A 13,067-nucleotide genomic window follows, 5' to 3' on the forward strand; every position below is an offset into this window, starting at 1 on the left:
AAACCAAGTCAAGCAATCCTGGCATCCACAAGTCCCGTACTGAGAAGTAGAAACAAGATGACTTGATGATCGCGAAAAAGCTTTGCAATAAAGCTGCAAACAGTTGAGAGGCGCTAGACAAGCTCAGACCACAAAAAAGCCCCGACGAGCGGGGCGAGGTCAAAGGGTTTTTCAGAAGTGATTGCCAAATGAATTACTTCTGGTACTCCTGTCCGCGATAGGTGAGCACAGGATGGGTCTGGGCTGCTTTCAGCTTGTTGTTTGCATAGACAGTGCGGCGGTATGTCAGTTCTACGAGTTGCTTGGGTGCAACTTCTTTGTGCTGGGCATACTGCTGGCCGCGATAAAGAAGCGTGGTCATGATTCAGAGTCCGAAATGACGTCCAAGTCCCCGTTCCATGGCTTGGCTCGAACTGCGCCCTGCAATGATCAGGGTAAACGTTTTGGTAGCTATCGCTACAAATCAATTATGCACTCTGCGCAGCAGGGTTGGTTGTTCATGCGGATACAAAATCCTGCATGGATGGCGCCTCTTCGCTTTGGATTACAACTGTGAAGCTGTTCTGGAAATCTAGATTCGGTCTGAATTCTCTCTAAAGCTGTCGTTACCGAAGGGACCATTCATGACTTTTATCGGGCCGTGGTCGCAACAAATCTTTACGGGTATGAATGAATGGGGGTAGGTATCCTTGCAGAACTTACAGCAAGTTTCGCTATTGATTTCTTGATCGAATGAGTGTTGGTCCTTAAAAGGGATCTAATCAGAGTGAATGAGAACTGGGCATATTTCAACCAAAGAATTAGTGACAAGATTCAACAGTAGAAATACTTGAAATCGTTAGTAAGGCAGCAGGCTCTGCTGGCCTCCCTCAGCGGGCCGGCATTCAGCTCAGTCCTAATGGACACCTCTCCTAAATGAGACGAGAAAAACTGAGAATCACAATAAAAAATCCCCTTGGTTTCCGGACCCAGGGGATTGGACGCCGTCCATGGCTAACTTCGCATCTGCTTGGGGAAGAGGCTGTAATCAAGGCACCAAGCGAACGTGCCGAATGTATCGATCATCCTGATCAGTATTCACTATTCCCCTGAGCTAGGTATTTATTTTCAAGTTTTGGGATTGCCAAAAGTCTAAATATCAAGAGTCATAAGCATAGTAACGTATAAATAAATTGAACAAACCAATAAAAAATGAGTACTGAACTGTGCACCCATAAAATGGAATGAAAGATCTAACGGTCGCTTTTCATGCATCAAATTTCAAAAGAAAGAAGAGGGGCGTTGGAGTGGATGGGATTACAGAAAGAAAAATATCAACAAGCGAATCAGGTTATTGTGACTATCAACATTCTCGTGCAAGTCTGACAAGGTTAATTTAACAGAAAATCGACTAGCCATTGGCACGAAAATCACTAGAATTCCTGAATAGAGTCAGCCAGTCATGACCTCACCGCAAAGTCGAAGCTTGCTAAGCAAGTGTACTGATAATACTTGGCAGCTGCTGCGACGCACTCCACCAATGGTCTTTGCAACTGCTGTTTTCGTTTGCGGCATCGTCGCGGCATCTTCAATCTTAGTGAAGGGAATTCGCAGTAGTAATGACACAATTACTGTCACCGGAGCCAGTACGGAGCGGATTACGAGCGACTATGTCGATTGGTCTGTAAATGTTAAACAAACTGGGTACAACCAGCAGACTTCCTATCAGCTGCTAAAACCATCGTTAGAAAAAACGATTGTCTTTCTAAAAGCTAATGGGGTCAAGCCTGATGAGATAGAATTAGGAACTGTTAGGTCTAATAAAGATCAAGTTCGCAACCCAAAAACGGGAGAACTTCTATCAACAACTTGGACGACAACTCAGGCTGTTCTGATCGGAAGTTGGGATGTTAAAAAAATCCACATGATTTCAGGAAAGATCAGTGCCCTAATTGGTGAAGGGGTACCTCTTTCAATTAATCGACCCTCCTACACTTTTACAAAGCTTGCAGCCAAGCGCGTCGACATGCTCGCAAAAGCTACTCGTGATGCACGGAAACGTGCAAAGGCTATTGCCCAGGAAGCAGGCTCGAGTATTGGCGCAATTACCAACGCCGATACCGGCACATTCCAGATCACAGTGCCTAACTCTACACAAATGAGTAGTTATGGATCATACGACACCAGCACAATCAAAAAAGACATCACTGCGGTTATGGGGGTAACATTTAGGGTTGAATGAAGACTGAATAAGTCTATAGAGTTGAGGTTTTATCTTATTAATAATAATACGATTGCTGATTATACTAAAATGAGTAATTCCATGGATTGTGCCAATACATTGCCAGTGATTTTTTATTCTTTTTCATTGATAGCTTGATTCGAAATTAAGAGTCTTGTTTAAAGTTCTGTAATGCTTGAGCCAAAACAGTACATTGCGTGATCAGGATAGGGATTGTCAAGAATTTGATTGCATGCTTGCCAAATGATCCAGTACTAGCTAGTAAATATGAGCATCATTCGCAATGTTATTTTCTAATGATCTAGAATTGAAAAGAGAATCTATTCAATGCAGGGCAACCATTGCCAGCCAATTGCCAATAGTCTTGAACGATCGTCCTCTGCCTTCACCCCAGCCAGTTTAAGGGAATTTTATTGAATTCAATGCTAAAGATAATGCAATTACACAACAATATTGAGCAGGATGAATCAATCCCAATGATGATTGGGTGCATCATCAGTTACCTACACTGATGATGAGCATAACTACCTTATTGCTACGGCCATGACCCGCGAACGAGATCCCTTCCGCATCCCCCGAGCAGGACTAGAGATCGCGGCGATTGCAGGCCTTACATCGATTGATATCAACCTCAATGGAGGAGCCATCAATGGTGGCGAAATCGTTGCCGAGTCAACGCTCGGCGGGATGGCCGTCTATGCCATCTACCAAACTCTTCTGAGCGGATTAAGAACCGAAGCATTGCGCAAGCGGGGTGCGATCAGCCGCACCGTACAAATCCAAATGATAAGTACAACTGTCTGGGAATCCGTTAAACAGGGTGCCGCAGTCAGTGTCTTGTTGGGTGTATTGCTACTGGTGTTCCCTTGGTTGAGCCTCCCACTCTCAATCATGGGAATGGTCGGCATGGGTGTTGCCTCTATTGAATTGTTCAACGCGTTCTGGGATGGTCTTGATGCAATGCAGCGAGCTGAGCTTCATGCTGCATCAATGGAAGCCGGAGTGAATCTACGTCGCTTTCTGAATGGTGATCAGCCTGATGTTCAATTTTTTTAAATCAAAACGAGGACTTCTACGCAAGCTTTCATTTGTCTGGGCTTCTGCAAAAGCCTCACCCTCATGAACCTCCTGTCTAGACATCTCCAATGAAGGCAAGTTTGTTAGTCGCATTGATCTTTCTTTCACCGCCATATCTAGACCGCGATAGCCTGAACTCTTTCAGTATGAGTGATTATTGAATATTAGCAGACTAGTATCAATAATAAAAAGTCCAACTCAAGTAAAGATTGTCTTGTTTGGCCACTTTGTCATCTTTAATGATGGCCAATTAGTGAGAGTATATTCCTGTTCTTATTCTTATGTCTACTATTTTTATCGCGAAGAATCCATGTTATTGAAGAGGTTTGGAAAGTTTTGCTCGTCATTTCTTTGCCAATAATAAAGTCTCATCAACTCAACTAAGGGTTCAGATCTCATGTGTGCAGTTCATGCTCAGTTCAAACGGTACACAACTGTTAGGTAGCTTTAGCAAATGAGAGCTCAATGAGGCGATGTCATCAGGCTGAGTCATCGCCTCTTTGGGCAAAGACTTAACCCTGGCAGCCATATCGGTATTGACCCAACCTGGACAAATCGCTGTCACGCGGATGCCTTGCTCCCATCCTTCGTTACGCATGGTCTGACAAAGGCCCATCAGAGCAAACTTACTAACTGTGTAGCCAGCCAAGCGGCCCTTGGAGCGCTTGCCACTCATTGACACCAACACAATGATGCGCGCTTCAGCATGACATTCAAGCTGAGACCAAGCAGCGCGGCTGAGCATCCATGGGCCCATTACATTCACCTGCCAGAGCTGATCAATCTCATGCTGCTGGTTATCATTAAACCGTATGGGCGTGCGATGAAATACGCCTGCACAGTGAATCAAACTATCGAAGCCATTGAAATGAGCCAAGCTTGCTGATACCCAGCTTTCGGCAGCATTAACGTCCTGGGCTTCATAGGGATGTAGGAACACTTGTTCAGAACCAGCGATTGCCGGGTCAAGTGAGCTACCAATTAGGCATTTAGGGTCCCGTAGGCCAAGGCTAAGACGATGGCCATCAGCCAACATTCGTTCGGCAATTGCTCGGCCTATACCTCGACTGGCACCACTGATCAAGATGGTGCGCATCATTCCTGAATGGTCGCAAATCCAAAAACATTATTGCTGGTAGTTCTCGTGATGCTCATAACTCTGCAGAATCTGAAAACCTTTTGATGAAATCCCGCTCCACCCAGGCAATCAAAGCCCATGCAACGGAGCAAGCCGTCGCAGGGATCCATTGTTGTTTAATCAGGTCGATAAGCGCAAGCGTGCTTGCGGTGATTGCTAATGCCCGAAGTCCAAAACGTGAGAATCGCAGAAGTTGGTTGTTCATTAGTTTCTCGCCCCCTCTAACAATACCGAGTAAAAAGCCAACTCATCTAAGGAGTGATCAGTTGATCTAACTTTGAAAGGCTTTGATGCTGCCGTGAGTCGGCTAGATCAATCAAATCTAATGACTATGAGTTTCAACTTTGAACCCATAGTTAAGGGTTGAGTCACATGCTTCACTTTCCTCTAATGATGAGATAGCAAAATTCAGCTTAATGAGATCCTTGCATGAAGTAACTTGATGCAGAATCAGAAATGATAAAAGTGTTATCTATGCTTATCGGCTAATGAATCAAGAGCATCATATCGGAATCACACTAGTTCATTCTAGCGAGGCTGAAAGTAGTGACAGTTTCACCTTAGGAACCACCAGCAACGGCAGAGAGGGGCAAGACACAGACAGTGCAGATCAACATCAAAACCGACGGATAGAAAGCCATCGTGAAACCAACTGATCGTCCTACTGCACCACGCCGATAGCCTGCAAAGAAGAGAACTCTCCCTAGTGCAAAAGACAATGCTGCTAGAGGTACGACAGACAACCATGTTGAGGGCATGACGAATGTCCAAGTGCCATAAACGAATGCTGCTAGGACTGACTGCTCAAGGGTGTTTTGAAGAAGAGACTGGAGGAAGATGGCTCGATCAGAATCTGTTCTGAGACCTCTCCCATCAATCTCGTCTGGGTTAAAGAAGCGATGCTTAGCAAGACGGCCAATAGAAAAAGCAAGGCAGAGAGCAAGAAGGATCAGTGATTTAAACAGAACAGAACTTTTTTCTAAGAGTGTAAGATTGGACTGGAAATTAAACGGATTTAGCAAAATTCCGAAAATAATTAGCCCTATGGAAATTGCTGCCCCAGTGAGCATTCCATGAAGGACACCACGCTGTTTAATTGAAAATTTCATTGTTAGCTTCGAATTAGTATTCATATTGCTATCAACTCAGTATATCTAGGATTCATGGTCATGATTTGAGAAAAAATCATATAAAGCTAATTCTGGAGGAGTAATTGCGAATCAACGGAACACCTACCCAAGCTTAGCCCGAAGGTCCTAGTTGGATAGGGCCTGAAACGATGAACGAGTAAGAGGCAATCTGCTTGCTTTTGGAATAATATTGAATCAATTTTAGAATACTAATATCCTAGATGTTTCACTACAGAGTAATAAGATACTGGCTCGATTAAAGGCCAAGCCAGGTTTTTGTGACAGCCCTGGTCTTAATCTTTTAAAAGTTTTAACCTTTTAAGTGTTTGAAGCCTGGGGTTTCGTTTCTTGCTAGAGCTGAAGCTGGCTTTAGAGACTTGCTTTTTTTAGTTAAGGGGTTATATTCTCTGCTCACTCTTGCGTAGAGGAGATTCCATGCTTGACGGCTGGTGATAATTAACTTCTGATAATCATTACCGTGTGTTCTCTTCTCTTGATTTCTAGGTTTAAGAAGAAGGGTTTTCTTTCTGGCTGAAAAGAATTTGATGTCAATTCATTTTCATCAGGATAGTTAGCCCGATCGATCTCGTGTTGAGATGCATCTTCTGTCTTTAACTCTGATGGATGAATGCCAAGCACCATTGATTGTGAATTATCTGTCTGCTTGGCTGTCGAATCAACGCTTTGACCATTACTGCTATCGACTGTGAATGAAAATCCAAGCAGCCATTCGGCCAGGGCTATAACCAGAGCCATCGAATACACCAGGAGTAGGTGCAGAATCAAGAGCAGAGGTTGTAAGCCTAACCAGGCTGGACGAAGGAAGATTAGCAAGGGCTTGATAACCCTCGAGAAGCGTTGTATGGGCACTATCAAACCATTGACAAGCACAATGGCCAACTCGATAGGGTGTGGAGAGGATGGCATTACTCGTCGTCCCATTCAGGAAAATCTAGTTCTTCCAATGCATCGCTAGACCTAGAGAAGGATCCATAGACGATCAACAACCATTTAACATCACTCTCCGAGCTCGACAATCGAGATTGGTACTCAAAAAGAGGTTGCTACTTAAAAAGATCTGCTTGCTTCATCGCCTGGAACGCTTCGACCTTCCCATAATGATCTGATCCGACTAGAAAATTGAATCCACATATTTTTAACTATCTGGACAATTTAAAGGTATACTTCTGGCAAATCAATGATGGAATTAATGCCAGTTGAGGAGGATCGGCTTGCCTGTCGATTAATCAACAAGATAGATTCTTGATATGATTCACTATAAAACAAAGGAAGAATTAGTGTTAAGTCATAAGTTAGTGCTTTGTAAAACGCATTAGGCCCCAGCAAAGTCTTCCCTGACTCCCACCTTCAATCCAATGACCAAGGCCTGCATCCATGCGACTCAAATAATCCGTACTAATTACACTCGCAAGTTCTTGATGACGTCGACGTAGTTCCTCTCGAACTCGGGTGTAATGCCTCACAAGCATTTCTGTGCGTTCTTGCCATACATCTCTAGTCATCCCTGAAGCCTCTGCCCAGATTCGGTAACGATCAGGAGATGCCAAATCTGATAGGTGGATACGATCAAGAATCGGTTGAAGGGCGTTGGCTTCGATGCCGTCGCATGCCATTGGATCTGTTAAGACAAATACACCCCCCGGCTTAAGAAGCCTTGATACTTCATTCATTACCTGGAGGCGATTGCCGGAATGAAGTATGGCGTCTTGACTCCAAACCACATCTGCTATGCCATCGGGCAATGGCACTTCTTCGAATGATGCATCATGTACTTCGATGAGCTTGGCCAATCCGGCAGCATTGTTGAGATCTCGATGGCGTATATTCTCGACGGCAGAGATATTGACAGCATGCACATTGACCTGCCATTGCTTGGCGATACGTCGTGCCGCTCCGCCATACCCAGAGCCAAGGTCTACAACGCAACCTTTAGCTGGAGGTTGAGTTGCAAGCTCCATAAGTGCTTGCACGGTTCTCTCGCTCGCGGAAGCGATGGCTTGGTCGGCAGTCTCGTATAGGCCGATATGGATGTCTTCACCTCCCCAAATCTCGGCATAAAACCGATCTGCATCGCTGCTGTCGTAATAAGTAGCAGCAACAGTTGATGATGATGAATTCATGATTGATTAGGATTGTATTTTACTGAAGTCTTTAATATCACGTATCAGTTTTGTTTAATGTCTGCTTTGTATTCCTTCTCAGCGACATGTACATAAAAATCTGGGTCTTGATGGCCAGGCAAGTAATCTCCAAAAGATGTAATCTTCTGGAATCCAACTTCGGTCATAAGTCGGTTTACGTAGCTTTGCCTTAGGGGGAACATATTCAAGTGATAAGTGCTGCCATCACTGAAGGAATATTGAAAACGCGCTAACCCTTCATCAACATGCTCAGGGCTGACATTGACATCCTTCCCGCAATAAACATTTCCCTTCCCGGAGCGTATCGCTACACCTTGATCGAGAAGTCGGTCATAGTTTCGGTGGTCAAGAATAAGGATTCCATTATGTTTAAGTACTGCGTAATATTCTGCTAGAGCCTTGCGTCGATCATGCTCTCGAAATAGGTGGGTAAAGGAATTGCCTAGACAGATCACAGCATCAAATTCGCCATGAATATCTCTATTTAGAAAGCGCCAATCAGCCTGAGCAGTGCGTAATAACTGACCATGATCACGAGCATTCTGAAAGGCCCTCGCCAACATATTAGGGCTTCCGTCTGCACTGATGACGTCAAACCCTTCCTTCAACAAACTAACCGAATGAAATCCCGTTCCGGTAGCAACGTCGAGCACGGAACGTGCGCCATGTTCACGAAGGATTCGAATATAAAAATCCCCTTCAGCTTCGGACCTCGCCTTCCAATCAATCAGTCGATCCCATCTGTCTGTGAAATCCTCAACATATTCCTGCTGATAATGGTCTGTATCACGTACTTGTTCCGGTTTATCACCAAAGTTTTGCAGATCGTCTTGGCAGGGTTTTTGCGAATGTTGAGTCAAAGTCATGCAGATTCAAACTTCCCGAAGATTTTTTTGATGCGCCATATCTTTGAGGTCGGGAAAGGCCCGAATCAGCTAGAGAGGCATTGGTCTGAGCAAGGCTGCGTTACAGCTTATGCAATTCCCATTCGTAATTATAGCGAATGATTCTATGGATGTCTGTTAATCAAAATCTAATGACATCACATCAGTTCCCTTAACGCCTAAAAATTCATCAAATCCCTTTGGCAATAAGTGCTTTCAGCCGATGATTCAAGATAGACAATTCATTTGACTTCATAGGTGCCTTGGTACGGCCTGCAAGCAGTCATAGTCTGTAAATACAGTCGATGTCAGATATGACGCCCCGGATCAGCATCGACCAAGTCTGGAAGGTGTTTGGTGAGCATCCTGAACGTGCGCTTGACGATCACTGTCAAAGCATGGATGCGGAGCAACTCCATAATCAAACCGGTCTTAAGGCTGCCGTACGCGATGTAACGCTGTCGATCTCTAGTGGCGAGATTTTTGTGGTAATGGGCCTTTCGGGTTCAGGAAAGTCCACGCTGCTACGCATGATCAATGGCCTAATCCTCCCAACTGGCGGTGAGGTTTCCGTTGACGGCAAGCCGATCACTCAGTTGGCAGCTGCTGAACTGCAAAAGCTTCGCAGCAACAAAATGGCCATGGTTTTCCAATCTTTTGCGCTCTTCCCCCAGCGAACCGCACTTGAGAATGCGGCCTTCGGCCTTGAGGTTGCGGGAGTTCCGCGACAAAAAAGGCTGGAAAAGGCCAGGGAAGCACTTGAGCGTGTTGGTCTTGGTAAGGATCTCGACAGGCTGCCTCAACAGCTCTCTGGCGGCATGCAACAGAGAGTTGGCCTGGCCAGAGCCCTGGCACTTGATCCTCCAATCCTGCTCATGGATGAGGCCTTCTCTGCTCTTGATCCTCTGATTCGGCGCGAGATGCAAGAACAACTGCTGGAACTTCAGGCAGAGAGTCCCCGCACGATCGTCTTTATTTCCCATGATCTAGACGAAGCTGTAAGGCTTGGTGATCGCATCGCTCTAATGAAAGAAGGCAAAGTTCTGCAATGTGGAACGCCACGTGAGCTGCTCTGCAAACCCGCCAATGAGCAAGTTCGTCATTTCTTCCAAGATGTTGATGCTGCCTCTGTGATCACTGTTGATACCGTTGCCGAATCACCCGCTCGCCTAATCAATCAATCAGATTTGCGGCAGCTGCAGATAGAAGGAGTTACAGCAATAGAAGCACCGACGTACATCGTGGACGATCGAAATATCTTCAAAGGTGTTCTTCAAAAGAACGGCAAAATCATTCCAGCTGAAACTTGTCCAGCTCTCATCGCCGAGACCACCATTCGCGATGCCATGAAATCTGTTGCCAACGCCCCGTATCCAGTTCCAGTGATTGGATCAGACCAGCGCCTCATTGGCGTGATTAGTCCACGTCGACTTTTGCGCTCGATGATCCTGAGATGATGGATGTGAACGACCAAGTTTTTGCAACCGTCAGTACCGGCCCTGTAGGCGAGGGCATGAGCAGATTCGTGGATTGGTTGCTCAATCATGCGCAACCAATTTTCCTAGTAATTGATTCTGCAATTAATGGGTTAGCCGGAGCCATCGAACAGATCCTCTCCGTACCAGCGCCCTGGCTGCTAGCTCCCCTGATCGCCATACTCGCAGCTTGGCGAGTGAGCTTTAGCTTCGCCATTCTCAGCCTTCTTGGTCTGAACCTCGTTTTGTTTATGGGGCTTTGGCCGCCAATGATCTCAACCCTGGCCCTAGTTATTGCAGCCTCATTACTGGCACTAATCATTGGCATCCCGATCGGCATTTTTTCTGCCCGTCGCCAACACATCTGGGCGATTACCCGCCCAGTATTGGATCTGATGCAAACCATGCCGGCATTCGTTTATCTCATTCCGGCAGTGATGTTTTTCGGCACAGGGCTTGTCCCATCCACTATCGCAACGCTGATCTTCTCGATGCCACCCGTAGTACGCCTGACGTACCTGGGCATACGACAAGTCCCTGTTGATCTAATCGAAGCCGGGCGCGCCTTCGGTTGCTCAGAACGACAATTGCTCTGGAAAGTGCAACTTCCAAACGCCTTACCAACCTTGATGGCTGGTGTTAATCAAACCATCATGCTCGCGCTATCGATGGTTGTGATCGCATCAATGATTGGTGGGGGCGGCCTAGGTGATGTGGTGCTCAGAGGCATCCAACAACTTGATGTAGGCCTTGGCTTCGAGGGAGGGCTCGCCGTGGTAATTCTGGCTGTAATCCTGGATCGACTCACACAAAGCCTGGCTGCCTCAAACTTTTCGAGAAAGTCATTGCCGCAGCGCTTTAAAGCCTTTATTAACTTCTGGACTTCCTCATGAAAATGTCTAACAAGTTGCGAAATCTAAGCCTTGTTATCGCTGGAGTGCTGATGACTGGGTTGTCGGGATGTTCGAATGCCAAACCAGATCAATTGCGCATCGGCTGGACTGCCTGGGCTGATGCTGACGTAGTAAGCCTGATGGCTGAAAAACTAATCGAAAGCCACTATGAGCAGCCTGTCGAACGAGTTATGGCAGATATCGGTATTCAGTACGACTCTGTTGCTCGCGGGAAGCTCGATCTGATGTTAATGGCATGGCTGCCAAAAACACACGATAAATACTGGCAAAAAGTAAGCGATCGAGTTGTAGATCTTGGCACGATGTACTCAGGTCGCATTGGCTGGGTAGTCCCTGACTATGTGCCAAAACAACGGATTGGCTCCATTGGCGATCTGAGCGACCCGAAAATTGCTAACGACTTCAACAACACAGTTCAAGGGATAGACCCGGGATCAGGGCTGATGCAGGCATCTGAGCAAGCGCTAACTGCTTATGACCTATCGGATCTGAAACTGATTTCAGCTAGTGGTGCCGCAATGACAGCCGTTCTCGATCGGGCTATCAATGACGATCGATGGGTCGTGGTAACTGGTTGGACCCCTCACTGGATGTTTGCTCGCTATAAACTTCGCTTTTTGAAGGATCCCAAGAGTGTCTTTGGTGGCCAAGAAGGCATCCATGCCATTGCACGCCTAGGGCTGGACAAAGACCATCCCAAAGTGGTCGCCTTTTTCACCCGCTTCAAGCTTTCCGATGGTCAGCTGGACACCATATTATTGGATGCTCAGAACACCTCAACAGAGGAAGCCGTTAATAATTACATAGCCAACAACCGCAATCAAATCGACTACTGGATGAACGGCACGATGCAAGAGCCGAAAGATAGAGAAGCCAAACCATAACCACCCGCTCAGCTCTTGAGCTGCTTAATCAGTTGACTTCCCTTAGAGAATATCTGACATCAAAGAGCTTTCAAGACCAAAGCGAATCGCTTCAGCTGCTTGCTTTTCAAAACTAAGCACCACCAGATCAACGCCCGCCTCCTCAGGATGCCAGGCGTTCTTTGGAGCAGCCTCAAACCAACTGCTAAGCCTTGGGCCAACCATCTGCAGCTGAAGGGGTAAAGCTTTGCCCGGTAGCCATAAGCGACCTTTTAGGCGTACAACCTGATGAAGTGTTGCCAACTCAGGCAGAAGTGCTTCAACCGTAGCCCGATCAACAGAACCTTCAAAGCGCACCACACCACTCACCATCTCCACATGGTTGTGGTCATGATGATGATCATCTTCATGATGATCGACATCAATGGAAGCATCGTCGATTAGGTCGTCGCCAAATTGTTTAGGCAAGCTCTTTTGTTGGTCACTATTCTCTGTCGTACTGAGGCCTAGCACCACAGCTGGATCAACTTGGCCATGACTGATGGGCATCATTGACGTGCCAAGGCGTACCTTTTCAGCAAGTTCGCTTTTGAGCTTGCGGAGGTCGACATTGGAGACAACATCCGCTCGACTGATCAACACCAAATCAGCAGCTTCCAACTGATCAGTGAACAAGTCTTCAACAGCACTGAGATGATCAAGGCTTGGATCCTCCTGTCGCTGCCGTTCTAACCCGGCAGGATCACCAACGGGGCTACCCGCTGCGAGGGCTTCACCATCCACCATTGTGACCACTCCATTCACATAAACTCGAGTGCGTACGGCAGGCCAGTCGAGCGCTTTTAAGAGGGGGCGAGGAAGAGCAAGGCCACTGGTTTCAACGATAATTCCATCCAACTTATCCGCCTGTTTCAGCAAGGTCTCCATGGTGGGTAAAAAGTCTTCCTGCACCGTGCAGCAGAGACAACCGTTATTGAGTTCAACGACTCGACCATCCAATTCCTCCTCCGGACAAAAGCCACAGCTACGGATTAAATCGCCATCAAGACCAATCGTGCCAAATTCATTGACCATGACCGCTAAACGCTGCCCCCCATGAGTGAGCAGATGACGTAGCAAGGTGGTCTTTCCAGCTCCAAGGAAACCAGTCAAAACAGTGACTGGTAGACGCTTTGAAATCAAGGCAGGTTTATGCAGGTTGGG

14 protein-coding genes are annotated in these 13,067 nt (G+C 46.5%); 6 read left to right on the top strand and 8 right to left on the bottom strand.

Features of this window, described 5'->3' with window-relative positions:
- Positions 1 to 193 precede the first annotated feature (193 nt).
- Positions 194 to 361: a DUF4278 domain-containing protein gene (locus PMIT1303_RS12790; RefSeq protein ID WP_071818067.1), complete on the bottom strand. Its 168-nt coding sequence runs from the start codon at positions 359 to 361 to the stop codon at positions 194 to 196.
- A 15-nt stretch (positions 362 to 376) separates the two neighbouring features.
- Here PMIT1303_RS12790 and PMIT1303_RS13290 point away from each other — a divergent pair, with 15 nt between their 5' ends.
- The 3 genes from PMIT1303_RS13290 to PMIT1303_RS05065 all read left to right on the top strand — a co-directional run bounded on the left by PMIT1303_RS13290 (position 377) and on the right by PMIT1303_RS05065 (position 3,277).
- On the top strand, positions 377 to 556 hold the full coding sequence (locus PMIT1303_RS13290) for a hypothetical protein (protein WP_156486905.1): 180 nt from the start codon (positions 377 to 379) through the stop codon (positions 554 to 556).
- An 885-nt stretch (positions 557 to 1,441) separates the two neighbouring features.
- Positions 1,442 to 2,221, top strand: a complete 780-nt coding sequence (locus PMIT1303_RS05060; protein ID WP_011129925.1) for an SIMPL domain-containing protein — start codon at positions 1,442 to 1,444, stop codon at positions 2,219 to 2,221.
- A gap of 543 nt (positions 2,222 to 2,764) precedes the next feature.
- Positions 2,765 to 3,277 carry a hypothetical protein gene (locus tag PMIT1303_RS05065; protein ID WP_011129926.1) on the top strand — a complete coding sequence of 171 codons (513 nt, stop codon included), beginning with the start codon at positions 2,765 to 2,767 and terminating at the stop codon, positions 3,275 to 3,277.
- Between the two features lie 409 nt (positions 3,278 to 3,686).
- Here the strand turns inward: PMIT1303_RS05065 and PMIT1303_RS05070 are convergent, their stop codons facing one another.
- The 6 genes from PMIT1303_RS05070 to PMIT1303_RS05095 all read right to left on the bottom strand — a co-directional run bounded on the left by PMIT1303_RS05070 (position 3,687) and on the right by PMIT1303_RS05095 (position 8,594).
- A complete protein-coding gene (locus PMIT1303_RS05070) occupies positions 3,687 to 4,397 on the bottom strand; it encodes an SDR family NAD(P)-dependent oxidoreductase (protein WP_063397786.1) in 711 nt (236 codons plus the stop codon).
- Positions 4,398 to 4,449: 52 nt separating this feature from the next.
- Positions 4,450 to 4,641, bottom strand: coding sequence for a hypothetical protein (locus tag PMIT1303_RS05075; RefSeq protein WP_063395770.1), 192 nt, complete (start codon positions 4,639 to 4,641; stop codon positions 4,450 to 4,452).
- Between the two features lie 355 nt (positions 4,642 to 4,996).
- The gene (locus PMIT1303_RS05080; protein WP_063397787.1) at positions 4,997 to 5,545 is read right to left on the bottom strand and encodes an MAPEG family protein; all 549 of its coding nucleotides are present in this window, start codon (positions 5,543 to 5,545) and stop codon (positions 4,997 to 4,999) included.
- A gap of 477 nt (positions 5,546 to 6,022) precedes the next feature.
- Positions 6,023 to 6,457 carry a hypothetical protein gene (locus tag PMIT1303_RS05085; RefSeq protein ID WP_231901345.1) on the bottom strand — a complete coding sequence of 145 codons (435 nt, stop codon included), beginning with the start codon at positions 6,455 to 6,457 and terminating at the stop codon, positions 6,023 to 6,025.
- A 422-nt stretch (positions 6,458 to 6,879) separates the two neighbouring features.
- On the bottom strand, positions 6,880 to 7,707 hold the full coding sequence (locus PMIT1303_RS05090) for a methyltransferase domain-containing protein (RefSeq protein ID WP_063397789.1): 828 nt from the start codon (positions 7,705 to 7,707) through the stop codon (positions 6,880 to 6,882).
- 44 nt (positions 7,708 to 7,751) lie between these two features.
- Positions 7,752 to 8,594, bottom strand: a complete 843-nt coding sequence (locus PMIT1303_RS05095; RefSeq protein WP_063397790.1) for a class I SAM-dependent methyltransferase — start codon at positions 8,592 to 8,594, stop codon at positions 7,752 to 7,754.
- 323 nt (positions 8,595 to 8,917) lie between these two features.
- On the opposite strand from PMIT1303_RS05095, the gene PMIT1303_RS05100 reads away from it, so the two are divergent.
- From PMIT1303_RS05100 to PMIT1303_RS05110, 3 genes are read left to right on the top strand one after another with little or no spacing between them, the layout of a single operon-like run.
- Positions 8,918 to 10,069 (top strand): glycine betaine/L-proline ABC transporter ATP-binding protein, encoded by a 1,152-nt coding sequence (locus PMIT1303_RS05100; RefSeq protein ID WP_197459772.1) that lies wholly within the window; start codon positions 8,918 to 8,920, stop codon positions 10,067 to 10,069.
- Positions 10,066 to 10,980, top strand: a complete 915-nt coding sequence (locus tag PMIT1303_RS05105; protein WP_063397792.1) for a proline/glycine betaine ABC transporter permease — start codon at positions 10,066 to 10,068, stop codon at positions 10,978 to 10,980. The genes PMIT1303_RS05100 and PMIT1303_RS05105 overlap by 4 nt, the downstream gene beginning before the upstream one ends.
- Before the next feature lie 50 nt (positions 10,981 to 11,030).
- On the top strand, positions 11,031 to 11,885 hold the full coding sequence (locus PMIT1303_RS05110) for a glycine betaine ABC transporter substrate-binding protein (RefSeq protein WP_231901340.1): 855 nt from the start codon (positions 11,031 to 11,033) through the stop codon (positions 11,883 to 11,885).
- Between the two features lie 42 nt (positions 11,886 to 11,927).
- Here the strand turns inward: PMIT1303_RS05110 and PMIT1303_RS05115 are convergent, their stop codons facing one another.
- The gene (locus PMIT1303_RS05115; protein WP_063397816.1) at positions 11,928 to 13,043 is read right to left on the bottom strand and encodes a GTP-binding protein; all 1,116 of its coding nucleotides are present in this window, start codon (positions 13,041 to 13,043) and stop codon (positions 11,928 to 11,930) included.
- Positions 13,044 to 13,067: the final 24 nt, after the last annotated feature.

Origin of the sequence: Prochlorococcus sp. MIT 1303 (assembly GCF_001631965.1) — a bacterium.
Classification (GTDB): Bacteria; Cyanobacteriota; Cyanobacteriia; order PCC-6307; family Cyanobiaceae; genus Prochlorococcus; species Prochlorococcus marinus_D.

What these genes read in the sequence shown, in the direction of transcription:
- PMIT1303_RS12790 (WP_071818067.1), bottom strand. Translation starts at nt 361, where the DNA reads ATGACCACGCTTCTTTATCGCGGCCAGCAGTATGCCCAGCACAAAGAA.
- PMIT1303_RS13290 (WP_156486905.1), top strand. Translation starts at nt 377, where the DNA reads ATGACGTCCAAGTCCCCGTTCCATGGCTTGGCTCGAACTGCGCCCTGC.
- PMIT1303_RS05060 (WP_011129925.1), top strand. Translation starts at nt 1,442, where the DNA reads ATGACCTCACCGCAAAGTCGAAGCTTGCTAAGCAAGTGTACTGATAAT.
- PMIT1303_RS05065 (WP_011129926.1), top strand. Translation starts at nt 2,765, where the DNA reads ATGACCCGCGAACGAGATCCCTTCCGCATCCCCCGAGCAGGACTAGAG.
- PMIT1303_RS05070 (WP_063397786.1), bottom strand. Translation starts at nt 4,397, where the DNA reads ATGATGCGCACCATCTTGATCAGTGGTGCCAGTCGAGGTATAGGCCGA.
- PMIT1303_RS05075 (WP_063395770.1), bottom strand. Translation starts at nt 4,641, where the DNA reads ATGAACAACCAACTTCTGCGATTCTCACGTTTTGGACTTCGGGCATTA.
- PMIT1303_RS05080 (WP_063397787.1), bottom strand. Translation starts at nt 5,545, where the DNA reads ATGAAATTTTCAATTAAACAGCGTGGTGTCCTTCATGGAATGCTCACT.
- PMIT1303_RS05090 (WP_063397789.1), bottom strand. Translation starts at nt 7,707, where the DNA reads ATGAATTCATCATCATCAACTGTTGCTGCTACTTATTACGACAGCAGC.
- PMIT1303_RS05095 (WP_063397790.1), bottom strand. Translation starts at nt 8,594, where the DNA reads ATGACTTTGACTCAACATTCGCAAAAACCCTGCCAAGACGATCTGCAA.
- PMIT1303_RS05100 (WP_197459772.1), top strand. Translation starts at nt 8,918, where the DNA reads ATGTCAGATATGACGCCCCGGATCAGCATCGACCAAGTCTGGAAGGTG.
- PMIT1303_RS05105 (WP_063397792.1), top strand. Translation starts at nt 10,066, where the DNA reads ATGATGGATGTGAACGACCAAGTTTTTGCAACCGTCAGTACCGGCCCT.
- PMIT1303_RS05110 (WP_231901340.1), top strand. Translation starts at nt 11,031, where the DNA reads ATGACTGGGTTGTCGGGATGTTCGAATGCCAAACCAGATCAATTGCGC.